Genomic DNA, 25935 nt, shown 5'->3' with positions numbered 1-25935 from the left:
AATTAATCTTAGAAAAATATTTGATTTAATTCACTAAGCCGGATATTCCCTGTTTTGAGACATAAGACACAGATCCTGAGGTATGGGTAAAATCCTGTTTCCGCCTGAGCAGGTGGAAACAGGGAAGCATCACCCTTATTTTATTTCAATCTGACGGCTGGCCATTCTGGCTTCTTCCTTCTTGGCGACATTGATTTTAAGAATGCCATCTATGTATTCTGCTTCGATGTTACCATCATCTGCAGAGTCAGGAAGAGAAAAAGACCTGACAAAAGAGCTGTAACTATATTCTCTTCGGTTATACTTTTTATTCGTCTCTGTTTGTTCTGATTTCTGCTCCACAGAGATCGTCAGCAGATTGCGGTCGAGGTTAATCTTAAAATCCTCTTTTTTTAATCCGGGAGCACCAAGTTCAATATGATAATACCCCTCGGTTTCGCTGATGTTGACAGCAGGAATTCTGGAAGTCATGCGGTCAGAAATAAAAGAATCATTAAAAAATGATTCAAAAACCTCATTGAACCCTGGGTTCAATACATCTCCGTTTCTTCTTTCATTAAATTTTACTAAGGTCATTTTTCAATCCTCCATTTAATTGTTAAGACGTTAGTCCATTCTAACTATATAAAAAAACAATCCTGAAAAACATAGGTTTAAAAAAACATCAGAAAAAAAAACATTTGTAAAATTCGCGTGTTATTACATTTTATTTTTCGAGGCATAGCTGCCCGTTCTCTTTGAAATCATGGTTTTTATCTAAAAAATAGAGATATGAATTATAAGACGATTAATAACAAAGGCCAGGCAAAGATTTTCAAAAATCTTTTTTTGGAGCGGCTAACCAAGACCCGACCATGGGTAATATCCGGAGAACCGGGCTATGGCATGATCTTTTTCTCCGGTTTTATTTCAGGCTACCTGGTTTATGTTTCCCTGCACTTTGCCATTCATGCCTATGCGCCTCCCAAATACTTCACCCTCCAAAGAATAGTTTAATTGTCAAACCAATAAATAAGAATAAGTACGATGAACTTCTCAAATAAAAATATGCTGATACTCACAGATTTTTCTGATGTGGCTTTAAATGCTGCAATGTATGCTGCAGCACTCAGCCGGCAGTTGAGTGTCTCAAAAATCCTGCTATACTACTCTGATTATATTCCTTCAAGGATTGATATTCCATTACAAGATGCCATCAGACAAGAGCATGAATGGAAAAAAAATGAAGAAAGGTTAAAGGAGCTAAAAAGTAAATTAGAACTGCTAACGAATGGACAGACACCAGTTAGCATCCGTATTGATGAACGGCCACTGGACTTTGCAGTAAATGAGCTTGGAGAGACAGAATCCATTGGCCTGGTGGTGATGGGTATCAAAGGAAAAGGCAGGCTGGAGCAAACTTTAATAGGCAGCAATACCATAATAGTGGCCAGGGTCTGTTCGTTTCCTTTACTGGTCGTTCCTGAAGAGGCCATCTTCGCGGGGATTTCAAAAGCTGTTTTTGCCGCTGAGCTGAAAGAGGTAGCCGATACGATCCCTTATCAGACGATCTGCAACTTTGTTGAGGCCATTAAAGCAAAATTATTGATACTAAATGTAGACAAATATGAGGAGCATCGGTTTAACCCGGAAACGAAGGCCGAGGAAGCCAGTCTGAGAAGCCAGTTTGGGGAAGAGGCAAGCTATCATTATAGTCACCAGGGAGATGTGGAAACCGGTATCACCAAATTTGCGGAAGAACAAATGGTGGATCTGATCATTGCCGTTCCAAAGGAATATGGATTCTTTGAAAAGCTGTTTCACCGGAGTCTGACAAAAAAAATGGTTTACCATACGCACATTCCTCTTTTGCTGATCAAAACATAAAAACGGAATTAACCTATCGGAATATGGAATTTATAGGAATTTTATTTGCATTGCTTTTTGCCACGATCTTAACGGCTTTTTTCAATCTGGCCTTTAAAAATACGGGGCCCTGGAGCGGATTTTGGGTTTTCTTTATCCTGCTGTTTTTCATTGCCCTTGCTGCGGGAGAATGGGCAGCACCAAGAGGCCCTTCTGCATGGGGATATTATTGGGCGCCGGGCTTGATTGCCGCGCTTATATTTGCGCTGATTTTGGCTGCAGTAACTCCCCGCGCTCCACACTCGGCAAGTCGTAAACCGAAAAAGCCGGCAAGCTCCGGAGATCTTCAGACTCCGGGCGACGAAAGGGAAGAGGATATCGTGATCAGCGCAATAATGGGGGTGTTTTTCTGGATATTGATTTCGGTATTGGTACTGATTGCAATTGTCGGCGTGGCCACGAAGATCTTGTAGTCATGAATCAGACAGATCTTAAAGATAAGATGCTGGCCATAATTGTGTGGACGAAGAAAGGCCTGATGGAAAGGGAATATATACCTGATTGTAGCCGATAAATACCTGATTTGTTTTGTTTTTCTATGTAGAGTGGTTGGAATTTTTTAGCTTAGTTGTAAGAAATTCAGTGTTTTACGCTTAAATTCAGGATCCATGTGTGCAATAAAAAAAGTACTGGAAAACGAAAATGCAGAAATCAACAGAAGTTTGTTTGAGCATGCCGCAGAACTCAAAAAGAAATCTGCGGAAATCAATGAAAAACTGAGGACTACCATACAGGAGTGTGAGAAGATTTTACATCCGGAAAGAGCAGTCGATCACCCTACACCAAAAAAATAGGTTATTTCCCCAAAACAGCCTTTACCTGTTCACGGTTGGGTTTCGAGACTGGAATCTTATGTCCCGCCTCCATTAAAAGCATTCCTCCATCTTCCTTAAGCCAGCTTTTTATAAATTTAGGATTTACCAGGTGGCTTTGATGTGTCCTGATAAAACCATGTGGCTTCAGTAAATCAGAATATTCCTTAAGTGGTTTGGAGATTAAAACCTGATCTCCATTATTCAGGAAGAAAAAAGTATAGGTATTGTCCGCCTCACAGCGGACAATATCATTTACAGCAACATACCTGATTTCGTGTAATTGCGGCAGGGCAATTTTGGATGGACTTAATTCCTTGCTCTTGATCTGGCCTAGTAAAAAGTTCAGTTGTTCTGCGTTAATTTTATTTTTGATCCTGATTTCTGCTTTAGCTACAGCAATTTTCAGTTCATCCGGATCAACGGGTTTCAATAAATAATCTAAGGCAGCAAATTTTACAGCCTGGATCCCATAATTATCAAAGGCCGTTACGAAAATGATCTCAAATGTACGCTCTGAAAGGAGGTTCAGCAAATCAAAGCCTGTGCTTTTTCCCATCTGAATGTCCAGAAAAAGCAAGTTCGGACGGTGTAAGTTGATGCGGTAAACGGCATCTTTGAGCTCATTGGAACTGGCAACCACGTTAACATCCGGGCAATATTGTTTAAGCAGATACTGAAGATTCTCTACGTTAGCTTGTTCATCATCAATTATAATTGCCTGCATCTTATAGCCACTGTGTTAAGGTGATGGTTACTTCTGTTCCATTATCCCGGCTTTGAACATCCAGGATAAAAGGGTTCTCTTTATAAATTGTATTCAGTAAAGATATTCGGTTTTTACTGAGTTGCAATCCCAATCCGGCATAATTCCTGCTGCTATCGTATCCCATTCCATTGTCCTTAACTTTTAAAATAAGGTCTTTTTCTGCCAAGGTGATGTAGACCTCAATATGGCCTTCATTTCCTTTTCCTGCTATTCCGTGTTTCACTGCATTCTCTACGAAGGGCTGTAAAAGCATGGATGGGATTTCTATATTGTCGGAATCAATAGCTTCTGAAACTTCGAGCTGATAGTTGAAATGGAAGCGGAGTTGCTCCATCTGCAGGTAATCATTGAGTAACATTTTTTCTTCAGCAATGCTGATGAGTTCCTTGCTTTCCAAAACATTTCTGGTGAGCCGGGCAAATTTGGTCAGGTAGCGGTTGGCATTCTCCACCTCCTGTTTGTTCATCAGGTTTTGGATTCCGGCAAGTGCGTTGAATAAAAAATGTGGATTTAACTGGGAACGGATAGAATCCAGTTTAATTTTCTGTATGGCCAGCTTTTCCGCAGTTTTCTTTTTATAGACCCTTAAGAGGTAGACTGATAATGCGCCGGAAAGCACACCAAATAGCACCATGTAAATGCTCAGGCCTTCGAGAGAAAAGAAATCGACTTTTTCTTCTTCAATGGTAAAGGAATATCTGGTTGTTTTGTCTGGAAAGGTTTTTGAGCGAAATCCATTGGAGAGTGTTGGAATGATTTCAATTTCATAGTCGCCTGGCTTTTTAAAATACGCTGCATCAATAAACAGGTATGGAAATCCAGGGTTGAAGTATTCGTAAAGCCAGTTGTTTGACCGGTATAAGACCTTGCCGGTTTCTTTATTTTTTAAATAAGCGGTATAAACGAAATCCAGATCCGTACGGTTTAGAACGATGGCCATGCTTTTTGTGATCTTGTCGGCCCTGAATTTTGTGGAATCCAGCTTTGTAATCATTTCCACATAAGAACGGCCTTTTTGTTGTTTATTTAAAGCGATGATAAAAATCTTCGCGGGAGCAATATCCTTATTGTAAATAATCGTTGTAGAGATTTTACTCCGGGCAGTGATCTTATACAGATTAATAGTCAGCTTTTTATTGGCGACAAGACAAGTTCCGAGTGCTATTTGTGCTTTGTTATTAATGTAAGTGTGCACGTTAGTGCTTAGAGGCTTTGCGTCTTCCACAATTTGATGGTTGTCATTCTCAGTAACGTTATATCTGTAAAAATCCACACTGTCCTTATTGACCCAACCGAAAAGACTTATTTTTTTGCTGCCCTCCAGATAAACCATGGTATTAAAGGGTTGATTTGGTACTGAATTATGGGTGTCAATCCGGGTCGTTGCACTGTCAACGGTGAAAGAAAGCCCCAAGCCCACGTTAGCGCCACTGCCTGCGGAATGGTAAATGGGTGTTCCATTTTTGCTGGTCGATAGATTAACCGGTTTCTGTGCAAAAACAGGGAAGGAGGTTACAAGAAATAAGAGTGCCAATAGTTTTTTCATATGTTTAATTTTCCTCAAACCTGCGGTTAAAGATCTGCTTTAGGAATGGTAAAATAGTAAATGAAACAATTGAAGCAGTATTTGTCGTGATTTCTACAGGATTGCGATAACAGAATTCTATCTCAATAAGGAAAACCATTTTTTAAACTCAGGTGTTATTACATTTTATTTTTCGAAGTGCCTACATCCGTTCCCGTAGAAAACTTTGTTTTTATTTTGAGAACTCGCCATGGCACTCTGAACATAAAATGTATGGTTATGAAAAATAATAATTTATTGGCTATCGTATTTTTGGCCATTATCGTTGTTCAATGTTGTCGCCCTACAAATAAAGTGGAATCCATGGGGGACACCACGACCGGAGTGGATCATGTAGTCGCAGATTCTGCTCATGCTTTGGGCATTGAGCCAATGGGTGATGGGATTCAGACCGCCATGTTTTTAGAGAAAGCTACACTGATGACTACTTTGGAAATCGAATGGGGAAAGCTGGCCGCTGAAAAGGCAAGGAACATCAGCTTGCGTAATTTCGGACAAGAAGTGGCAAAGGATCAGGCTGAAATCCGCGGTCCTCTGAATGCCATTGCAGCAGCAAAAGGCCTGAAACTGCCCACAGCCTTACCAGCGAAAGAGGAAGAGCGGCTCAGCGAAATGAGAAAAATGGATACCCGTTATTTTGAAAAGCTTTACCTTAAAATGGCCGTCGAAGACGATCGGAAAAATATTGAGCTGTTCAGGGGGGCGGGCAATAGTCCGGATACCATGATCAGCAATTTTGCGAAAAGGTACTTACCTCTGCTTGAAAAACATCAGTCAAAAGCACTGAAATTAAGGGCTTCTGATCAGAACAATTAGTAGCTTTTTTTGAAAGTAAAGACCTTTAGGTTGCCGGCCATATAGTTTCCTACCCAGGCTTCCAGCCGTTCTTCATCTTCATGAATCGCTATTCCTACGGGTTTTCCTGTACAGGAGAGGCTGTAGATTTTGCGGAAACTATTGGAATTGATTTTAAATATATCCAGGGTATTTCCTTTATAGCAGGTGACAAAGATAAACTGCTGATTTTCGGAAAGCGCGATTGTTCTGGGTTGTAAACAGGTTTTGGCCTTAAACAGAATTTTACCGGTTCTGGCATTTATGCAGGCGATTTGAGAACCTGAATTAAAGGAAACAAATAAACGGTTGGGAGCAGCTGTGACAACATGTCTTGGATTTGAAGGGACGATGAAGGTTTTTTCCACTTTCCAGGTGTGGTTATTGATGACCATGATTTTGTTGCCTCCCATGATCGCTACGTAAGATTTATCATTGCTGTTGTCGATAGCAATGCCGCGGGGAGTGGCGGGCATTTTTAAACTGGCTATGATTCTTCCATAAGGAGGGAGGGTATCGTTCAGCTTTAATACGGCTATGGTTTTATCACTCCAGTTGCTCACCAGCAGATGGCTGTAGTCTGCAGTGGTTGCGATCACTTTTGGGGTTTTTCCGGTTTTTATCAGCGGAAAACCTATGGTGTCCCTGCGTTGTTTTTCCAGATCAATGACGATTGCTTTTGCATCAGCAATGTTTGGCCTGGTCTTGTTTAGGGATGGTGTATCCGGAAGGATGGGAATGATGCCTCCTGCATTGTGTAAGGAAACCCATAAAATTTGATTGATGAAGCAGGCTTCGACCGGTTTTTCTGCGAAAGAAGCGATGGAGCGGTTGGACCCGTAATCCAGTCCCCGGGCACTGGTCCGTTCAAAAACGATCTCCCTGCTCAGCTTCTTCTCTGACTGGCTGAATTCATAAATGCTGCCACCTTCCAGGTTAAGTGCATATAATTTTGTTCCCTGGGGGTTGAACAGGACAGATTTTACGCCCAGCGAGGAGGTTAAGGTTTTTGTTTTTTCAAGCACTAGTCCTGAATAGGTACTTCCTGCGCTGATGATGGTTAATGCTATGAATAATTGATAAAACATATACCTGTAAAACACTTCGCAGAAGAATAGGTTTACCAAAATGCAATAGGTTGGAAACTCTTATCCGGGCGGTTTGTTTATATGATAACAAATAGAGATGAGGGGAGTTATTATGGAAACATTTTCTGTGAAATTTAAAGCAGGTAGTCTGGATCTGGCTGCAATTGTTACCGCTTTTGACCATCACCAACAGTTTAAAGTTGAAATGATCACGAGGGAGCCTGAACCGATCAGGTTAAAACGTAGTATTGAGGGGAACTGGACAATTATCCAGCGGGGTTCAAGAAACCTTTCTGACATTGATTTTGAATCGCTGGAACAGTCCATAGATGCCCGGTTAGTGGAGATTTATGGGGTGAAAACGATGTTGGTACTTCTGGATTTTTCTGAATCTTCTTTGAATGCTGCTGACTATGCCGCGAAACTGACCCATCAGCTGCAGACCACCAAAATGATCTTGTACCATTCTTATGAATCTTTAGTGATGCCATCCAACACAATTGAAATGACCGCGTTAAAGAAGGAATTGTCGGGGCTCGTTGCCGGACGAACGGAGGTAGAGGTAAGGAGCGATGAGAGATCATTAATTAGCGCTGTAAATACACTGGTAGCGCAGGAGGATATTGGTCTGGTGATTACGGGGACGACGGGAAAGAATCAACTTGAAAAAGTGCTGATCGGGAGTAATACCATTCGTTTGGTTGAAGAAAGTATCGCTCCGGTTCTGATCGTACCTCCAGGAGCCAATTTTGAAACCATTAAAAAGGTGGTTTTTGCCTGCGACCTCCGGCAAGTCTCCAATACTACCCCGGCCCTGGCGATTAAAACCTTTGTAAATACAATAGGGGCGAAGTTATTGGTGTTAAATGTAGACCATCATGAGGAAAGTTTTAGTCCGGAGTCGATTGGGGAACTGATCGATTTGCACGAGTTGTGGGATAAGGAAGAACCGGAATATCATTACATAAACCATGAGGACATTGCGACCGGAATTATGGAGTTTGCTGAACAGCAGGGGGCTGATCTGGTGATTACAGTTCCAAAGGTTTATGGCTTTTTCGAAAGCATGTTTCATCGTAGCCTGACTAAGAAACTGGCCTATCATAGCCGGTTTCCATTGCTGTTATTCAAGGCAGATATTTAACCGGATTTGGCTTCGTTGGCATTGTCTTTGTAATAGGTATGTTACATTTAAAAATTACACTATGAAAAAGACAATTCAAATGTTCAGTATGCTGATGATCGCGATGACGATCATGGTATCCTGTAAGAAAGACACAGATCCGGCGACGAAAGACTTTTTTGTAGGTACCTACAAAGGTGATGTCTCTTATAAGAAAGGCGAGACAAACATTGTCAGTTCAGATGGAAAAATTACGGTGAGTAAAGTAGGAGAGACCTACAATTTTTATTTCGGAAGCAACATTCCGGACATCACAGGTGTGAAATTCGAGAAAAAAGGCGATAACACTTATGTGAGTATTGGCTCAGGTCTTACCGGAATCACCATTGATGCCAGCACCTTAAAAATGCTGGTGATTAAAGACGGTGCCACCTGGACCGCCGATTGCAAAAGATAATTCTGTTTAATTATCATAACAAAAAGGCTTGTCATTTCTGACAAGCCTTTTTTCATATTTTTTACCCGGGCATTAATGTGGCCCGGAAATGTGCAGGTGATAATTGATGCGCTTCAGGAGCCTTTCCAGGTCGAACGGTTTGGGAATAAACTCTTCAGCCGAACAACCGATATTATACTTATCGGTAAGGTGAGCGGACATCATAATGACAGGAAGCCAGGAAGTCTTAGGGTCGGATTTAACCTGATTACAAACGGTGATCCCATCTCCGTCAGGTAACATGACATCTAAAAGAAATAAATCGGGAACGGATGATTTTATTGCTTTTCTGAATTCTCTTACCGTTCCAAATACAGCTACATTGAATCCTTCTTCTCTTAAATAATAATCAAGTATATAGCTAATGTCAATATCGTCTTCAACAATATAAATCGTGTTCTTCATAATCCTCCAATTCCCTTTATAATCAGGTTTATAACGATAGAAGAATGAAGATTGTTTTGCCAACTGTTTTTTTTACGAAAAAATTCCATATTTGTTTAACAGGTTCCGGCCTAAAAAAATAGAGGAGTTAAGCCCATGCAAAACGACATCGCTGCAAGCGACATTAAAAAAGGAGACCTGTTCTATGTGGAACTGAACGAAAGGTTTTTCTTTATGCAGGTCATTCACATTACAACAGATCTTCCGGCTCCCTATAATCAAGCACATAAATTCGGCTACTTTGTGGTCGTTTTTGAAAAAACGTATAAAACGCTGCCGGTGGAAATTGAAGCATTGGAACTGAGCAAAGTCTATGTAACCCGTTACCTTTGGAAGAAAACAGCGCTGTATGTCAGCATGTGGAATAGCGAACCCAATATCGGCTTTACAGACGAGCTGATGCATTATGATTATAAGGATCGGTATAAACTGCAGTTTTTTGCCAATACAAAGGTTTCGGAGCCATTTAATCCGCCATTGATCTATGACTTCGTACTTCCGGCAGTAAGCACCGAAAACGAAGACGAGATTACGGTTTCCCATCAGCCTTTGTCTCTTCAAATGCTGCTTTGGGCGTTGCTGGAAGAGGAAAAGAAGAGAAATGCGAAACGTAAAAATATAACGCCTCTATATTTTAACAGCTGGAAAGAGGAAGTAGAGCCTGATCATATCCTGAAAGCAGAAAAAGTAATCACTGCACTTCAGCTAAATGCCAATCCGAAAGGTCTTGATAAAGCGCTGAAAAAAGCTGTTGTTGCACTGAATAAGCTGGATGAAAAGCTGGGTTTTATAGGCACAATGGAAGCGGAAGACTTATATGAATGCCTGTTAGCTATTGCTGTAAATGCTGGATTGGAGGAAGAACGGGCTTTGGAAATTATCGAAAGTACCAGAGACTGGTAAAGATCAGATCGCTTTTTTATCCCGTACTTTTATTTTAGCTTTAAGCTATGGAAAATACAAAAAGCAATAAACATGCGGCAAGTATAACGGAATATATTGCCGGTTTTTCAGCGGAAGTTCAGGCATTGTTAGAACAGATCAGGGAAACGATAAAGGAAGTGGTCCCGGATGCAGAAGAAACGATCAGTTATGCAATTCCGGCATTCCGCCTGAATAAAAAGAACCTGGTGTATTTTGCGGCTTTTAAAAAGCACATCGGATTGTATCCCGCCCCAACAGCACTTGAAGAATTTAAAGCCGACTTTGAGCCCTATAAGACAAGTAAAGGAACCGTTCAGTTCCCTTTGGACCGCCCGATACCCTTAGCGCTGATCCAAAAGATTGTGCGTCACCTTGTTCAAAAGAACCTGGAAAAAACAAAAAATAAATCATCGCTGTAGCCCCTGCGGTTCCGGAGCAATGTTTTCCATCTCTACGGAAAACAGAACGCTTGTAATTTTCCATTGTCCATTTGCCCTGATCAAGGCCCAGCTTTCCTTGCCCCAGTTTTGTTTCTTTTTATTGCTCCAATAGCTATAATCAAAGGTGATGGCAGCAATGCGTTCATCACCCTCGATTTTTACATTGTAAAACTTTTCTTCTTCCTCTCCCTGTTCTGACAGGATTCCCCGGATAAAACCTGCAGGACTGTCTTTGAAGAAATTGTTCTTCAGGTTTTTATCCTTACTAAGGAAATGCAAATGGCTTTTCTCTTTATCGACACCTATCCAAACCACAGGAGCTTCATGGAATAACCGGTAAAATTTGACGCTATCCTTTTCTATAATGCTGCTGCTGAAATCTTCCACCACCTTCTCCAGTTCCTTTCTGCTTTGAGGATCGATCTGTTGTGCCGAAACTTTTGTGCCCAATAAAACGGCAATAAAGGCCGTAAAAAGAAGTGTTTTCATGTGTTGTTTTTTGCTTTTTCCCTAAAGATAGCAGCGCTAAATAATCAAAAATGAAAACGACGACAGAATGGGTAGAAAGGTCGACAGACAGCAGTTTACAACAAACCAATACTAATAAGGAATTCCGCTCTTCAACATCGTTGGAGGAAAGCCAAAATAGACCTTAAAAGCATTGGTGAAATTGGAAAGGTTCGCATAGCCGACAAACAGGGCAACCTCGCTCACCGACTTATTCTCCTCGATGAACATTCTCCTGGCCTGTTCCATCCGCCTTTGCTGCATGTACCCAAACACGGTGGTACCAAACAACTGCTTAAAGCCCCGCTTTAATTTTGATTCATTGGTGCCGACGAGGTGGGCAAGTTCAATAATCGTTTTTGGTTGGTTCAGGTGTTCTTCAATATAGCGTTTTGCTTCATGAATCCGTTCAATATCTCCCGGGCTGAGGGCCTGCTTGTATTGGTTTCCAATGTTCATCATGCACTCACAAAGGTCCAGCTGGAGGATAAAGAGCTCCTGGATTTTTGCCTCCAGGTATATTTTTTGCATGAATCCGGAATAAGGGCAGTTGCTGATTTCGCTAATGACCCTTTGCATATCCGGGGTAATGTGCATGGCATCAGGATAGAGGGTACTGGTTCTGTTTCTTTCAAAATCATCTATAAAACGATCAAGTACTTTATTCTGTCCGTACCATTTTTTAACAAAGTCGACAGAGAGGTGAATGTCGAAAGTTTTATAGGAAGTGTCGGCTTCAAATTCTACAAAACCTTTGACCTTTTGCACGCCGAGGATGTTTTGCCGCATTCCGTAAATGTCGGTGCTGGCAAAGCCGTCTTCGCCCATACGGATGGCATTGCCAAGGTTAAAATGCATTTCGATGGTAGGTTCTGTCATCTCACTTGAAAGAAGGAGGGCTTCTTTGATGTGGTAGTCGCCAACAAGGATGTTTCCAATCCCGAGTTTTATTTCTTTGTAACGTACGTCCCCAAAAGTATGTTCGAAGCTGGCTTTGGTTTCTAAAACGGTACCTGAGGTAATGACGAGGGCATCTGACTGGTTGTAATGCAATTCTTCCATAAAGGAAGCGGCATTGAGATTGAATTTCATAAGGAGTTTCGTTGGGATGATTCTTGGGTGTTATTTATACTTATTCTAAATTATGTATTACCAGCCGACTCCGGTGAGAGAATCCTAAATAAGACATTTTTATGACAAACTAAAAGTCATAAAAAGTTCCGAATTGGTAAATAATAGATCGGAATTGGTAAACGGCCAGGTTAAATATCCAGCTAGATTCGCCCCGGATAATTTATTAAAGTCATTGGATAAAAATGGGAAAACGGCTACTCAGCATCATGGGCTTATTATTTATGGTTACAGGAGCGGTGATTTTTTCGAATCAGGCATTAAAGGCACAGGAACCAGTAAAAAAAATAAAGGATAGCACAACTTCCAAAAGGCACAATAGATTAAAAGAAGTGAACATCAAGGGGAAATCTGTGATCCGGGAATTTAAAGATTCCCCATTGCCGATTGAGATCATCGACCTGAAAGCGGTTCATGGACAAAGCGGGAATCTGGTAGAATTGCTCAACAGGGTGCCGGGCGTGAAGCTGAGAGGGGATGGTGCCCTTGGTGACCCGGTGAATATCAACCTGAACGGGCTGAATGGAAAAGCAATCGCAGTTTTCAAAGATGGAATTCCGCTGAGTTTTTATGGGCATAGTTTCGACCCTTCCCTCATTCCCTCCAATATGCTGGACCGGATAGAGGTCTATAAAGGCGCATTACCGGTTTCTCTTGGGGCAGATGCACTGGGTGGAGCGATTAATTTTGTCAGCAGAACACCGGCTGTTACTACGCTGGAAGCATCTTATGAACTGGGTTCCTTTAACACCCACCGGGCAACCATCAGCGGCTATCTGCCATTCAAAAAATATGGAGGTTATGCGGGGATAAATGCGGCATACACCTATTCTGATAACAATTACAAAAGGGATGTAGGCTGGATCTCTCCAGGGGATAATAACCTGGTTTTTGACAATACAATCCGCAGTGCTTTTCGAAACAACATCCTGAAAGCCCCGGTTGCGGAAATATATCTGGGCTTTAAGCACAAATCCTGGGCGGATGACCTTCGTTTAACCATTCTGGGATCTCAGTTTTATAAGCAATTGCCGCAATTGCCTGGAATACCATCCAATGGGAGAAACGACGTAATGACGATGCACCCTTTCAATAATGACAGAACTTTTAGTCAGCTGTTGAAACATGATAAATCCCTGCTTTCCGGGAAGTTAAAGATCGGAACAGTTCTGGGGTATAGCCGCATTAAAACCACTTTTTTAGATACTTCGTCCCTGGTTTATAACCGGTTTGGGGAGTTGCAGGGCGATAAAGGGCATCCTGGCGAGTTTTTCTATGGAGGTAATGCACTGCACCTTAAATACAATTTTTACACCCTGAGGTTTAATGTGGTGTATGATGTACTGCCGAACCATCAGGTTCAGTTCAACCATATTTATACGCATAATGACCGTTTAGGGACAGATACCCTTGGTGGATTAACCCGGAATGGGGAACTGGATTTGTATACCGTTCCCTCAAAGTATGTGAAACACATCTCTGCTTTGGGCCTCCGTTCCCGTTTCCTGGATGAAAAACTGGAAAACCTGATCGCGCTAAAAAGATATCAAATGAAAACATCCGGTTATTCTACGATTGGAAGATCCGGATCTGAAAAAATCGTTCGCGATTCTACCGGCGCCTGGGGCTGGATGGAGGGAATCAGCTTCCGGCCAACATCCCGATGGGTGATTAAAGCTTCTTACGAATATGCGGTGCGTATGCCGGATGATTTTGAAGTTTTTGGGGACTCTTATAATGTGAAATCTAATTTCGGAATCAGGCCTGAAAAAAGCCATAATTATAATTTCCAGTTTCAGTACAGCGCTGCAGCGCAACAGGCGGGTGCTTTCCATATTTCGGCAAACTATTTTACGCGGCGGACCAATGGAAGAATCATGCTGGTGAGGGATATTCCTTATAGTTATTACACCAACAGGACGGTCGTGACGAGCGAAGGAATCGAAATGGAAGTAATGTACAAACCCTTTAAATTTTTGATGCTCTCCGGAAACGGAACTTATATGGATGTGAAGCAGGACCTCGGACTGGAGATTAAAGGAGATAAACCGTCCAGGCTGGCAGATCAGCCTCCAATCCTGGGAAATCTTCAGCTCCGTCTGATGTTTGATGAGCTCCTCCAAAAGAAGAGCAGGACAGAATTTTACGGCTACTGGAACTATATGCACCGGTTCAACTGGATCGCTGGGGCAGAAGACCTGGGCTTATTTGAGCCTTATCCTAAAGACTATCAACCCCGTAATTTCTGGATCCCCGGCGATCGGCGCCTGGGACAACAAAACTATACCGTTGGATTCATTCATTATATGGAAAATCCGAAATGCAGCATTTCCCTGCAAGTGAATAACCTGACCCAACAGAAGTTGTTTGACAATTTTTATATGGAACGTCCCGGAAGGGCAGTATCAGTAAAACTTCGATGGGAACTTTCGACAAATAAATAAATGTTCAATTAAAACCAAAATCAAGTACTATGAATTTAAAATCACAATTTGCGCTGTTTGCCACCGCGGCAACCTTGTTTTTAGCCTCTTGTAAAAAAGATAAAGCCTTTAATGAGACTGGTTCGCTGAAGCTGAACGGCATGGCTGCTGCGCCGAGTTTTACGAGTCCTACAGGCCCATGGGTGGTATGGGGAGGCAAAGGAGATCTTTACTGGTCTGGCGCGATCAATGGCTATGGTACGCTTCCTGCTACCTTGTCCTTCCCTGCAACAGGGAGTTTCGGTGTAAATTACGCAGTCGGAGGCCGGGCAGCATTCAGTTACCTTTATAAGCTGAGCAGCAGTAACGTAGGAAGCCGGGGGATTCAGCGGTATAGCGTTTCCTCAACGGGAACTGTTGCTGAAAGTGGGACCTTCTTTAATCTTGGGGGATCACCCTTAATGCAAACTAACGAGATCAATTTTTCCTTATATAAACCAGATACTGCCTATTATACCAATGCAGATGCCATACCGGCAGCAGAACGGTTAAAGGTTTTCAGGTTTAACCCTACGGCAACGCCAATGACTGCAGCTGGTTATACGGCGATTGATTTCTCCGCAGTGTTTAATCCTTCAGCAACCAATGTAACGAACCCAATTACAACCAGTGCGTCGACTAAACTGATCGGCTCAAAAATGATCCTGGATCGTGGTGATTATATCTTTGTTGATGTCTTGTTTGGCAATAGTTACAATTCGTTGAAACAAGTGGTGCAGGCCGACAACAATGTGTATGTAGCTGCATTTAATAAATCTACAGGCCACATTACGGTAAGTTCTTTTACCGGAGCAACAAACATCGGGCTGTTTAATGATGCGCCTCTGGTTTCCAGAGATGAAGTGACGGGAGATATTTATTTCTCAGCAGTAGGAAATATGGCGACCTCGACCTCTCTCTCTAAAATTCTGAAAATAGATGCCGCTGCAAATGCAATCAATACCACCTGGAATATTGATATGGCTGCTAATTTTTCAGGAAGAAAAGGTGAATTTAACACCTTGCTGGTTCATGATAACATCATCTACACAAAAATTCCAAAAACAGACGTAACCTATCTTGGATCAGGACATGGTGTTTCTTACCGCTCAGACATCTGGCAATGGACTGCTGTAAATGCCCTGACTAAAGCGGGCAAAAGACTCAATGTTCCGTTGGATAACTATTATGCTTATCAAAATGCAAGGCTAATTAACAATGAGGTTTACTTCATCTACAACAACACTACTCCGGCCAATAACGCAGGAATCAGGAAAATCTCCGCTTTGACTACAGGAACGCTGGGTTCAGCAACATCACCTATCGCCACAACCGCAGTTTCTGGTTTTGCCAGCGGTGCCGGTTACATAAGAATAATGGGTCTGGATAGACTTTAAGAATAATTTAGATGAAAACTACAAAATTTACACTGTGCACGGTGCTATGCACACTGATTCTGATTTCCTGCAAAAAGGATCAGCCTGTTGCGGAAGTGATACCTGAACAACATTTTATACAGGTTTCCAATTTGAAAATTGCCGATCAGATTGTGGGAAAATCTGCTGATGCTCAGGATGATGCGGAAGGCTTGTGGTATTATAGCCTTGATGAACAGAAGGTGCTGCCGGCATCAGCACACAGAACTGATCAATGGGATTTTGCGTTCGACTTTGACTTGAACAGGATCATTGTCAACAATGGCAATTATACTTCAGGTAGTGTGATCCCCGGAAATGAAGGGAAGGCACTCATCACAATTGTAGCCAAACCCTTTGAGCAGGTAATGGAGGCTCCGTCCAATGATGAGATGTACAACAAACGGGTAGATTATGAAGGCAAATATGGCAACACAAGTTTTACCTTGAATGGAGATACAAACCCAGGTATATTGGGCTGGATGTCTGCCTTTGAGAATGGCGTTTTGTTGAAAGTGGTCAAGCCGCTGAAAAACAGAACGATTATCTTTAAAACGAATAAAGGGAAATATGCAAAACTGCAGATCCAAAGTGTCTATAAAGACAGCCCGGAAAACCCAACGGAAAGCTCAGAGAAATTTTACCTCAGCTTCCGTTTCTTCCTTCAAAAAGATGGTTCAAGAAATCTGGACTCTTCAAAATAGTAATTCCCTCTCGTTAACGTTGCGCTTGCAGATCTCTCTGTAAGCGCTTTTTTTTATGCTCCGGCGACAGAAAAAACCAAATTAGTAAATAACAGTTCCGAATTCGTAAACTCTCCCCAGAGGATCCCACCTAATTTTACGGCCGTATCAATCCCGTTATCAAATCGATCTCACCCTATAAAATTCAATAGTATTATGGCTCCACACGACAAAAACAATCAGATTAATCTGTTGTTGAACTTAATTCTCCGGGAATATAACCATTGGTATTACTTTGATCTGGTACCGAAATATGATGAGGATCTGGCGGCGTATATGGAAAACGGTGCTGAAAATGCTTTCGTTAAGATTAGTCTTCAGCAAGCAGGTTCCGTACTTTATTATCCACTTATTTATCATTCTTTGACCGGATTTCACCTGTTTGGCAATGCGCCGGCATGGCGTAAGGAAGGAACCGATGTGCTCACGGTGATCACTCCGGATGTTGCCTTAAACCACCTGATCCGGGAGATTTATCCGGACCTGTCCAAACCGGCGCTGCAGCGCAAGCTGGAAGACCTGGGGGCAGCTTACGAACATGCTTTATCAAGAGAACTGGAACAGTATGTGCCTCAGGAATACCTGATCTCTGCGGAATCAAATGAGGCCTTGAAACGCTGGCAGGAAAAGGCACCAAATGATGATTTTCATGCGAGTGATCTGTTCTTTAATGAGTTTGGCGACCAGGATGCCTGTTCCCTGCTTCAGGGGGCTATTCTTTCCTTTTCCAGAGGCAAGGAAATCGGCCCGGAAAAAGCGGCTGCACAATGGGCACAACGCTATATGTATCATTTGCTGAAAAGCAGTTTAGACCTTTACCTGAAAGAAGGGGTCCTGCTTTCGCCAACTTATCTCCATGCAGGTTTATGTCTGGATGATGATGGTTTGCCGGAACAGATGGTCTTCCCGGGAGCGCAAGAGACCTTAGACCTGGCACAATTGCCGGAAAACTTTAACAAGGAGAAGTTAAGTGCTTTTTTAGCGGCACAGCTGTTGGCACATCACCTTTATCCATTGATCCGCGCCATTGGTATGATTGGCTTCCTTTCTGAAGAAAAACTGCTGGAATACCTGAACGAAGAGCTGAGTCATGTGAAAAAAGAACATGCTGGTAAAGCAGATTTTCTGGATGCAGTAAGACTGAAAGTCAGGGCCAACCTTCCTCAGCTCCTGGAAAAGAAGGAGGAAGAGGAATATGCCGAAAGATACCTGCATTTGCACAACCATGTGATCAATACGCGGTATTATGTTCCGGAACTGATTAAACCCAGTCCGGGAGAAGTGGTTCATAAACGCTATTTCAATAATGGAGAACTGGAAATTGCCATCCGCGCTTTTAATCCGGAAACGGATATAGAGATTCTCCATGAATGGGTGAATATGGACTATACCAAGAAATTCTGGGAGATGGACGGGCCAATCAAAGACCTGGAAGAGGCTTACATCAAGCACCTGGGCGTAGATTATTCGCATCCTTATATCGGGACGCTGAACGGAGAGCCGATCTTTACGCTGGAGCTGTATTGGGCGATTAAAGATGAAGTAGGGAAGTATTATCCTTTTCATCCGGGAGATTATGGTTTCCACATGCTGATTGCCCCTGCAGAACGCCGGATTCCTAATTTCTCCTACTATGCACTGACGATGTGTATGGAACATTTTTTCTCCTTTGATAAGCTGCACCGCATGATCGGGGAGGCCTCAGCAGCGCATATGGGAACGCATAACCTGATCACCAAAGTTGGCTGCGAATTCAACAAGGCTTTAGTCCTGCCTTATAAGACTTCCAACCTGACTTTCTGTGTGAGGGAACAGTTCCAGGAAGCAGTAAAAGACGTTTTGGAGCGTTCCTGCACCAATATCTACGTGAATATCTAAACCCTATCTCTATCATGAATCACAAGAATAACAACATACTCGATGTCATCGGTATTGGCATCGGACCTTTTAACCTGGGCTTCGCAGCCTTATCACATGAGCTGCCTTTGAAAACCCTGTTTTTTGAACAGGCGCCTTCTTTTAACTGGCATCCCGGTTTGCTGATTGAACGGAGTACTTTACAGGTTCCTTTTCTGGCTGACCTGGTTTCTTCCGTAGATCCTACAAACCCATTCAGCTTTACCAATTACCTGAAGAAAAAGAAAATGCTGTTCCGGTTCTGCATTAAGGAAACATTTTATGTAACGAGAAAAGAATACAATGACTATTGCCGTTGGGTAGCAGACCAGTTGCCGGAACTTCGTTTTAGTCATGTGGTTACCGGAATTGAATACCATCCGGAGGGGCATTATGAGGTCAGCGTTCATGACCTGATCAACAGGAGCACTAAAACCTATCGCTCTAAAAGATTAGTGGTAGGCACCGGGACGACGGCCTTAATGCCGCAATGTGCGGAGGAATGCAGCAGAGAGCGGGTATTCCATTCCTCGCAATACCTGTACCGCAAGAGTTACCTCAAACCGGGAAGCAGCATCAGCATCATTGGCTCCGGACAAAGCGCTGCGGAAATGTTCCAGGACCTGCTCCAGGAGATGGACGACAAACAGTTTCAATTGAACTGGATCACAGCTGCGGAACGTTTCTTCCCGATGGAAAATTCCAAGCTGACCTTTGAGCATACCTCACCGGATTACCTGAGTTATTTCCATGGCCTGCCGGAGCAGAAAAGGGCACAAATCATCTCCCGGCAGGAAATCCTCTATAAGGGTATCAATCAGGAGCTGATCGATGAGATCTATAACGAACTGTACCATAAAGACCTCTATAAAAAGGAGCCCCTGCCGATCAAAATCCTGCCGAATGTAATGCTGCAGTCTTTAACGGGGAATAAATACACGGGATTTGAACTTGGGCTGCAGCATATGCAGCTGGAAAAAGACTTCAAAATCCAGTCTGACTATGTGATTCTGGCAACAGGATACCGGCATCAGGAGCCTGCTTTCTTAAAATTTGTGAACGACCGGATCAACCGGGATGAAAGCGGTGGATTTAAAGTAGCGGCCAACTTTAGTGTCGACAAAAATGAAGGAGAAATCTATGTGCTCAATGCAGAACTTTCTTCCCATGGCATCCTGACTTCAGATCTGGGGATGGGCCCATACCGCAATGCGCGCATCCTCAACCACATTCTCGGACCGGAAAAAGAAGCCTTTGAACTGGAAGACCGAATTGCTTTCCAGGATTTTGGGATTCCCCTGAACATCTAAATCCGAACATTTAAACTTGATATGAAAACGCTTACACCACAACATCAACTCATTGCCCTTGACATCATGAAAGCCTTTGCGGTCTTTTTTATGTTCCTGGGACACATTGTGATCATGTACGGTACACCGAAGGTAATCGGCTCTACGGCCATCACCTGGATTGCTTTCTGTGCAGAAGGCATCGGTGCACCTGCATTTATTTTCTCTATGGGACTGGCCATTGTGTTGTCCTCCCCTAAAACTCCCCGTCAGATCTGGTCCAGAGGGCTGATCTTAATCGTAACGGGATATGTACTCAATTTCCTGAAGTTTTTTCCTACGATTACCTTGTTTGGCGTCTTTCCTGATGCTTTGTTTGCAGAAACGGGAAGACTGAACAATACCGAAGGATTACTGAGCTTCATCTTTATCGCCGACATTCTGCAATTTGCAGGGATTGCCTATATTTTTTGTGCTTTTCTGTTCCAGTATGTGCGCAATTATCAGATCTGGGCATTGTTGCTCGCCATTCCTCTGCTGGGATTGGCCCCTTATCTGTATCAGGAACAGTATGCCACAGGGAATTATTTCCTGCAACTGTTTTACGGACAGAATTCTCAGGTCTATTTCCCCATTTGCCCATGGATGGCTTTCCCGTTACTGGGGATGACTGCCGGATATTTTATCCGCAATTACAGCACCTTAAAACGTACCATGTTGATCTTTCTGGGAATTGGATTTGTCCTGTTGACGATCGGTTTTCTATTGATAAAGGTGGATCCTGCCGGGCAGTTCGGAACGGATTATTACCACCGGAAACATGGGGCACTGGTGATGTATTGCGGACAACTGCTGAGCTTCCTTTCTTTGCTTTACTTCATCAGCCCTTACCTGAGTACGGGCATGACCAAAGGAATTCGCTTCTGCAGCAGGAATGTCACTAAGATTTATATTCTTCAATGGATTCTGATCTATTGGGGATGGGCGTTTACCCCTTATCATTCCCTGCCGGGCAGACTGGTGGTGCCTTACCTGATTTTGTTCATTGTGCTGACCATGTTGCTCACCGCAGGCTGGGAATACCTCAGTACAGGGCAAAGGAAAAAGGCAGCCCCGGCAAAAAAGGAACCTCTTGTTAAACCCAATTAATGATGAAAATGATCAGTCACACTTGTACAGACCTCTTTTACCCTTTAAATATTTCACTAAGCTATGGAACAGTTTCCCCGGAAGATTACCTGAGGGTTCTGGGCCATTATGGCAAATGGCTGGACCGGGAACAACCCTATGCCTTGCTCAATATCAGGGATGATGCCAGTTTTGAAAATACACCCGGCCTGGGCAAAATGGCGAAAGGATGGATGCAAAAATACCTGCCTTTACTGCAGCAGTATGAACAGGGCATCGCGCTGGTTGTTCCCGAAGCCAGGTACGAGAAAGTATGTAAAACCAATTTTGAAGCCATTTCTGCCGGTGCCTGCAAGGTCTTTATCCATACCGATGAAGCCCTGACATGGCTTGCGGAAGGCGAACTTAAAAGTCTGGAAGGCTTTAATAAGTGGAAAGCAGTTAAGGAATATCTTAAAATCAATAGTTATGAGTAGTATGCCCATTTTGGATGCGATCGTTGCAACAGAATATAGAGAATCAATATTAGAAATGGTGAAGGATTTTACCGATCGCCATATCCGGCCGGAAATGATGGACTGGGATAAGGACCAGCAGTTTCCTCTGGAAGTTTTTCAGAAACTGGGAGAACTGGGCCTGTTGGGTGTATTGGTCCCACAGGAATACGGTGGGGCAGGTTTACAATACGCCGATTATATAGAAATTATCATAGAGATCAGCAAAGTTTGCGGGGCGATAGGTCTCTCTTTTGCTGCCCATAATTCTTTAAGCACCAATCATATACTGATGTTCGGGAACGAATATCAGAAACAGCGCTGGTTGCCTTTTCTGGCTTCAGGCGCCTGGCTTGGTGCCTGGGCATTGACGGAAGCGAATACCGGATCGGATGCGCTGAGGATGGAAACAACGGCAGTTTTGGAAGGTGATCATTATGTGTTGAATGGTGCAAAAAACTGGATTACCCATGCCTCATGTGGGCAGATTGCAGTCGTGATGGTGCGAACCGGAGCGATTGGGCAGTCGGACAATATTTCGGCCATCGTGGTGGAAAAGGGGACGCCTGGTTTTTCTTCGGGTAAGAAGGAGGATAAAATGGGTATGCGTGCCTCGGAAACAGCGGCTTTACATTTTGACAATTGTCGGGTTCCCCGGGAAAACCTGCTGGGAAATCCAGGGGATGGCTTCCGTCAGGCGATGAAAATATTGGATGGCGGCCGGATTTCTATCGCGGCCTTGTCGGTCGGGATTGCTCAGGGTGCCTATGAAGTGGCGAGAGATTATGCGAAAGTGAGAGAACAGTTCGGTCAGCCGATCGCGAAGTTCCAGGCCATTGCTTTTAAGCTGGCCAATATGGCAACAGAGCTGCAGGCCGCTACATTGCTGACGCGGGAGGCAGCCCGCTTAAAAGACACTGGCGAAAAAGTAACGGTGGCAGCGGCTATGGCCAAATACTATGCCTCGGAAGTGGCGGTAAAGAATGCAACAGAGGCGGTGCAGATCTTTGGTGGTTATGGTTATACCAGGGATTATCCGGCGGAGAAATTTTACCGGGATGCCAAGCTTTGTACGATCGGGGAGGGCACTTCGGAAATTCAGCAATTGGTCATCAGCAGAGAACTGTTAAAGGATTAATTTATGGAAGATGAAATGCTACGTCAGCTACGGCAACAGGGATACCATATGGGTTTCAGGAGGATAATCATTATCCAGGAACTTTGTCGCCTGGACAGGATAGAGAGTGCAGAAGATTTCTGGCTGCTCCTCAGGGCGCAACATGTAATCAGCTGGGCTACCGTATATACAAATTTAAGGTTATTGCTAAACATGGGCCTGATAGAAAAAGAAGCTGGACTGAAAAAGTCCTGTGCTTACCGGCTTGTACGTTTGGAGCATCCTTCAATGCCGGAATATGTACGCACATGAAACCACTTTGAGGGTACGGTATGGAGAAACCGATGCCAAAACAAGCGGGTTTCTTCCGGAAGAAACCCGCTTGTTTTGGAAATTTGATTTCCTTTAGGTGTTTTTATTCTTTTTTCTATACGTTGAAATGTTATATTTGTAATAAGGTGGATACTATTCCAGCTCATTACCCTCCTGATTTATGAAGAAAGTTCATCTTGTTTTCCTTTTTGTTATGTGTTTTGGATTTAGTTTGCAGGCGCAAATTATCCGCTCTTACATCGCGATCGTAAAAACGAAGGATGGTAAAAAGAAAGGAATCTTGTATCAGGTAAGCGAAGATGCATTGACCCTGCAACAGGGAGATTCTTTAATTTTGATTAAAGCAGCGGATATTAAAAATATCCGTATCCGGGCTTCAAAGGCTCCTTACGAACTTAAAAGTGTCGTTAAATACGATCCATTGGCGGAGCGCAATTATGAGACTTTGCCCAATTCTCAGGTACGGGTCAGGAAAGATGGGCAAAAGGATCCGGATTTCGGTGAACAGGTTGCCGGGCATGTGGGAGCGGCTGCGGTGAATGTAGCGGTCAACCTTATTGCTGCGCCTATTCAGGCCATCAACAGCAGCATTATTAAAGTGAACATCGATCAAAATCCGGAGAACTTTAAGAATAATAAAGAGGATTTAGCTTACCATTCTATCTATTATCAGCGGCATACCAATTATAAAGACGAGCTGAAAAAAATAAAGGCCATCAGCAATGCCATGAAATCCCAATAGCCCGGAAACAGTGACAATTACGGTTTGGGTACCGTAATCGAAGGTGTCCAGTTCCATTCGGGAGGTTCAACACCCAACAAATGTTTCACAAAGAAATCCCTGCGCCTATGTTCTCCATAATCTCCGCCAAGGGAGTGCCCCATTCCCGGAACCAATAGGAAATCAAAGTTTTTATTCGCTTTAACAAGCTTGTTCATCACCTGTAGGGTAGAAGAAGGATCTACGTTGTCGTCCAGCTCACCGAGGATCAGGAGTAGTTTCCCCTGAAGCTTTGCCGCATTTTCTACATTGGAGGATTCCGCATACTGAGGACCAATCGGATACCCCATCCATTGCTCATTCCACCACATTTTATCCATCCTGTTGTCGTGGCAGCCGGAAGAGGAAACCGCAACTTTATAGAATTCAGGATGATACAGGAGCGCCGCCATAGAACTTTGTCCCCCGGCAGAGCTGCCATAAATCCCCACTTTATCCAGGTCCATATAAGGATATTTTTCCCCTGCAGCTTTAATAAAGGCAATGCGGTCCGGAAAGCCGGAATCTTTTAGATTTTTCCAGCAGACATCATGAAAAGCTTTAGAACGGTTCGAGGTACCCATGCCATCGCATTGCACTACGATAAAGCCAAGTTCCGCCAGTTCATGTAAACCAAGGGGACTGTCGGCAATGAAGTTTTTCGGCACAAAAGAATCATGAGGGCCTGCGTAAATGTATTCTATGACCGGGTATTTTTTTGTCGGATCGAAGTTACGTGGACGGATGATCATGCCCCAGATGTCGGTCTTGCCATCCCGGCCTTTGGCACTGAAAACTTCAGGCAGTTTCCAGCCGGTATTCAGTAAAGGGGTAATGTCTGATTTTTCCAGTTCCTGAAGCACTGTTCCTGTTTTTCCATCTCTCAATACCGTAACGGAAGGCTGGTCCGCTCTCGAGTAAACATCTATAAAATTAGAATAATTTTCGTTGAACGTAGCAGCATGATTCCCATTCTCCCAGGTCAGCTTTTGTAATCCTGTTCCATCCAGGTTGACCTTATAATATTGTATAAAATAAGGGTCCTGACCGGTTTCCATTCCACTTCCTTCAAAGATGATGGTTCGTTCTTTTTCATTCACGTTGATGACCCTTCTGACTACCCATTCGCCTTTTGTAATCTGATTTTTCAGTTTACCATTGGCATGGAAGAGGTAAAGGTGATTCCATCCATCTACTTCAGATGCCCAGATGATTTCCTTTCCGTCACCAAGGTCAAAGCGGTATTTCTTACGACTGTAATTGACAAAAGTGTTGCTCACTTCCCGAATCACTTCCCTGGTATTTCCGGTCAGGTCAACTTCCATTACGGAATACAGCTGATGCCCTCTTTTATTGTATTCATAACTGAAAGCACGGCTATCCTTACGCCAAACAGGTTCGCTGAGGTGATATTGATCAGGAATGAGGGAATTGTCGACCGGGATTTGTTGTTTCGTATCAACGAGAAACAATGATGGTGTATACTGATTCACGGTATCTCCGGGTTTTGGATATTCCCTGCTGCGGAGCTTAGGCTGAAGCTGATCCGTTGGTGAAGATTCTATGAGGTATGTCAGGCGGTGTTTTGGAGATTTTACCTTATAAGTGGCGAGCTTTTTGGAATCAGGCGACCAGAAAAGGTATGGAGAATAATGATTGGCAGTTGAACCATCGCTGCTCAATTGATAAGTCTTTGCCGAATCTGATGAAGCAGATATATAAACGTTGGAGTTTTGAATATAGCCAATCCATTTTCCATCAGGAGAGGGTGTCTTTCCTTCGGCCCGGTTATTTGCAGCAGGAGCAGGAACCTTGCTAAGGGCATAAGTGTTCAGGTCACAATTTAAGGATTCCTTTTTATAGTTGAACTTAAGCACTTTGCCATCGCCGCTCATTACCGGTAACAAAATGGGCAATTCATTGGCATTGATTTTTTCTGCAGACCAGCCGGACAGGGCCGTTGCAAATTTCTCCCGGTCGAATGCCGGGGATTTACCGTAGCCCTTTGGGTTGACGACTATATATTCTAATCCCTGGGCAGTTCTCTTTGCATAAAAATATTTTTTCGCAGCAGCCAACCATTGGATATTGGTAGCAGTGTTGTATATTTTCTTTTGCATCAGGCCATTTAATGCTTCTGCATTTTGATAATCGGTTAACTTTCCCTGCGCAGCGGCAAGGCTAGTCTGAATGGTGATAAAGAGTACAACTAACAAAGGGTATTTAGCGCTCATAGAAGA

General features: G+C 43.2%; 27 protein-coding genes. 19 read left to right on the top strand and 8 right to left on the bottom strand.

The features are described 5' to 3' along the window. Positions 1-135: 135 nt before the first annotated feature. A complete protein-coding gene (locus BLQ87_RS19880) occupies positions 136-576 on the bottom strand; it encodes an Hsp20/alpha crystallin family protein (protein ID WP_074610260.1) in 441 nt (146 codons plus the stop codon). Between the two features lie 195 nt (positions 577-771). Between BLQ87_RS19880 and BLQ87_RS19875 the strand changes: the two genes are divergently transcribed. From BLQ87_RS19875 to BLQ87_RS19860, 4 genes are all read left to right on the top strand, one after another. Next, a complete protein-coding gene (locus BLQ87_RS19875) occupies positions 772-996 on the top strand; it encodes a hypothetical protein (RefSeq protein WP_074610257.1) in 225 nt (74 codons plus the stop codon). A 51-nt stretch (positions 997-1047) separates the two neighbouring features. Continuing rightward, the gene (locus tag BLQ87_RS19870) at positions 1048-1866 is read left to right on the top strand and encodes a universal stress protein (protein ID WP_172664931.1); all 819 of its coding nucleotides are present in this window, start codon (positions 1048-1050) and stop codon (positions 1864-1866) included. A gap of 23 nt (positions 1867-1889) precedes the next feature. Then, positions 1890-2318, top strand: coding sequence for a hypothetical protein (locus BLQ87_RS19865; protein ID WP_074610254.1), 429 nt, complete (start codon positions 1890-1892; stop codon positions 2316-2318). A gap of 195 nt (positions 2319-2513) precedes the next feature. Beyond that, the gene (locus BLQ87_RS19860; RefSeq protein ID WP_074610253.1) at positions 2514-2699 is read left to right on the top strand and encodes a hypothetical protein; all 186 of its coding nucleotides are present in this window, start codon (positions 2514-2516) and stop codon (positions 2697-2699) included. A 1-nt stretch (position 2700) separates the two neighbouring features. Here BLQ87_RS19860 and BLQ87_RS19855 read toward each other — a convergent pair whose 3' ends face one another. Together BLQ87_RS19855 and BLQ87_RS19850 are read right to left on the bottom strand one after the other, a co-directional pair. Further along, positions 2701-3444: a LytR/AlgR family response regulator transcription factor gene (locus BLQ87_RS19855; protein WP_074610252.1), complete on the bottom strand. Its 744-nt coding sequence runs from the start codon at positions 3442-3444 to the stop codon at positions 2701-2703. A gap of 1 nt (position 3445) precedes the next feature. Then, positions 3446-5032, bottom strand: coding sequence for a sensor histidine kinase (locus BLQ87_RS19850; protein WP_074610250.1), 1587 nt, complete (start codon positions 5030-5032; stop codon positions 3446-3448). Between the two features lie 258 nt (positions 5033-5290). Here BLQ87_RS19850 and BLQ87_RS19845 point away from each other — a divergent pair, with 258 nt between their 5' ends. Then, positions 5291-5887, top strand: coding sequence for a DUF4142 domain-containing protein (locus tag BLQ87_RS19845; RefSeq protein ID WP_172664932.1), 597 nt, complete (start codon positions 5291-5293; stop codon positions 5885-5887). On the opposite strand, the gene BLQ87_RS19840 is transcribed toward BLQ87_RS19845, so the two are convergent. Beyond that, the gene (locus BLQ87_RS19840) at positions 5884-6993 is read right to left on the bottom strand and encodes a YncE family protein (protein ID WP_074610246.1); all 1110 of its coding nucleotides are present in this window, start codon (positions 6991-6993) and stop codon (positions 5884-5886) included. The genes BLQ87_RS19845 and BLQ87_RS19840 overlap by 4 nt on opposite strands. Positions 6994-7105: 112 nt before the next feature. Here BLQ87_RS19840 and BLQ87_RS19835 point away from each other — a divergent pair, with 112 nt between their 5' ends. Both BLQ87_RS19835 and BLQ87_RS19830 read left to right on the top strand, forming a co-directional pair. Next, entirely contained in the window at positions 7106-8137 is a 1032-nt protein-coding gene (locus BLQ87_RS19835) for a universal stress protein (RefSeq protein ID WP_074610244.1), read from the top strand. A 61-nt stretch (positions 8138-8198) separates the two neighbouring features. Further along, entirely contained in the window at positions 8199-8573 is a 375-nt protein-coding gene (locus BLQ87_RS19830; RefSeq protein WP_074610242.1) for a hypothetical protein, read from the top strand. Positions 8574-8645: 72 nt separating this feature from the next. Here BLQ87_RS19830 and BLQ87_RS19825 read toward each other — a convergent pair whose 3' ends face one another. Then, complete coding sequence (locus BLQ87_RS19825; protein WP_074610240.1) at positions 8646-9017, bottom strand: response regulator transcription factor; 372 nt, start codon at positions 9015-9017, stop codon at positions 8646-8648. Positions 9018-9152: 135 nt separating this feature from the next. Between BLQ87_RS19825 and BLQ87_RS19820 the strand changes: the two genes are divergently transcribed. Further along, entirely contained in the window at positions 9153-9959 is an 807-nt protein-coding gene (locus tag BLQ87_RS19820) for a hypothetical protein (RefSeq protein WP_074610238.1), read from the top strand. A gap of 47 nt (positions 9960-10006) precedes the next feature. After that, positions 10007-10399, top strand: a complete 393-nt coding sequence (locus BLQ87_RS19815; protein ID WP_074610236.1) for an iron chaperone — start codon at positions 10007-10009, stop codon at positions 10397-10399. Here the strand turns inward: BLQ87_RS19815 and BLQ87_RS19810 are convergent. Next, a complete protein-coding gene (locus BLQ87_RS19810; RefSeq protein ID WP_074610234.1) occupies positions 10388-10909 on the bottom strand; it encodes a hypothetical protein in 522 nt (173 codons plus the stop codon). The two genes, BLQ87_RS19815 and BLQ87_RS19810, sit on opposite strands and share 12 nt — an antisense overlap. 111 nt (positions 10910-11020) lie before the next feature. After that, on the bottom strand, positions 11021-12019 hold the full coding sequence (locus tag BLQ87_RS19805; protein ID WP_074610233.1) for a helix-turn-helix domain-containing protein: 999 nt from the start codon (positions 12017-12019) through the stop codon (positions 11021-11023). 224 nt (positions 12020-12243) lie between these two features. Between BLQ87_RS19805 and BLQ87_RS19800 the strand changes: the two genes are divergently transcribed. From BLQ87_RS19800 to BLQ87_RS19755, 10 genes are all read left to right on the top strand, one after another. After that, positions 12244-14502 (top strand): TonB-dependent receptor plug domain-containing protein, encoded by a 2259-nt coding sequence (locus BLQ87_RS19800; protein ID WP_074610231.1) that lies wholly within the window; start codon positions 12244-12246, stop codon positions 14500-14502. 29 nt (positions 14503-14531) lie between these two features. Further along, positions 14532-15917 carry a hypothetical protein gene (locus tag BLQ87_RS19795; protein ID WP_074610229.1) on the top strand — a complete coding sequence of 462 codons (1386 nt, stop codon included), beginning with the start codon at positions 14532-14534 and terminating at the stop codon, positions 15915-15917. An 11-nt stretch (positions 15918-15928) separates the two neighbouring features. Further along, entirely contained in the window at positions 15929-16639 is a 711-nt protein-coding gene (locus BLQ87_RS19790) for an HmuY family protein (RefSeq protein ID WP_074610228.1), read from the top strand. A 195-nt stretch (positions 16640-16834) separates the two neighbouring features. Then, complete coding sequence (locus BLQ87_RS19785) at positions 16835-18556, top strand: GNAT family N-acetyltransferase (RefSeq protein ID WP_074610226.1); 1722 nt, start codon at positions 16835-16837, stop codon at positions 18554-18556. A 14-nt stretch (positions 18557-18570) separates the two neighbouring features. Continuing rightward, the gene (locus tag BLQ87_RS19780; protein WP_074610223.1) at positions 18571-19884 is read left to right on the top strand and encodes a lysine N(6)-hydroxylase/L-ornithine N(5)-oxygenase family protein; all 1314 of its coding nucleotides are present in this window, start codon (positions 18571-18573) and stop codon (positions 19882-19884) included. A gap of 21 nt (positions 19885-19905) precedes the next feature. Further along, entirely contained in the window at positions 19906-21012 is a 1107-nt protein-coding gene (locus tag BLQ87_RS19775; RefSeq protein ID WP_074610221.1) for a heparan-alpha-glucosaminide N-acetyltransferase domain-containing protein, read from the top strand. After that, entirely contained in the window at positions 21012-21467 is a 456-nt protein-coding gene (locus BLQ87_RS19770; RefSeq protein WP_143010492.1) for a hypothetical protein, read from the top strand. Before BLQ87_RS19775 ends, BLQ87_RS19770 begins: the two co-directional genes overlap by 1 nt. Then, positions 21460-22623 carry an acyl-CoA dehydrogenase family protein gene (locus BLQ87_RS19765; RefSeq protein WP_074610218.1) on the top strand — a complete coding sequence of 388 codons (1164 nt, stop codon included), beginning with the start codon at positions 21460-21462 and terminating at the stop codon, positions 22621-22623. The genes BLQ87_RS19770 and BLQ87_RS19765 overlap by 8 nt, the downstream gene beginning before the upstream one ends. Positions 22624-22626: 3 nt before the next feature. Further along, a complete protein-coding gene (locus tag BLQ87_RS19760) occupies positions 22627-22914 on the top strand; it encodes a transcriptional repressor (protein ID WP_074610216.1) in 288 nt (95 codons plus the stop codon). Positions 22915-23095: 181 nt separating this feature from the next. Then, entirely contained in the window at positions 23096-23677 is a 582-nt protein-coding gene (locus tag BLQ87_RS19755; protein WP_143010491.1) for a hypothetical protein, read from the top strand. Between the two features lie 17 nt (positions 23678-23694). Here BLQ87_RS19755 and BLQ87_RS19750 read toward each other — a convergent pair whose 3' ends face one another. After that, positions 23695-25929, bottom strand: a complete 2235-nt coding sequence (locus tag BLQ87_RS19750; protein ID WP_074610213.1) for a S9 family peptidase — start codon at positions 25927-25929, stop codon at positions 23695-23697. Between the last annotated feature and the right edge of the window lie 6 nt (positions 25930-25935).

This window comes from Pedobacter steynii, assembly GCF_900103665.1.
Classification (GTDB): domain Bacteria; phylum Bacteroidota; class Bacteroidia; order Sphingobacteriales; family Sphingobacteriaceae; genus Pedobacter; species Pedobacter steynii.
This window is presented reverse-complemented; position numbering and strand designations above follow the sequence as displayed.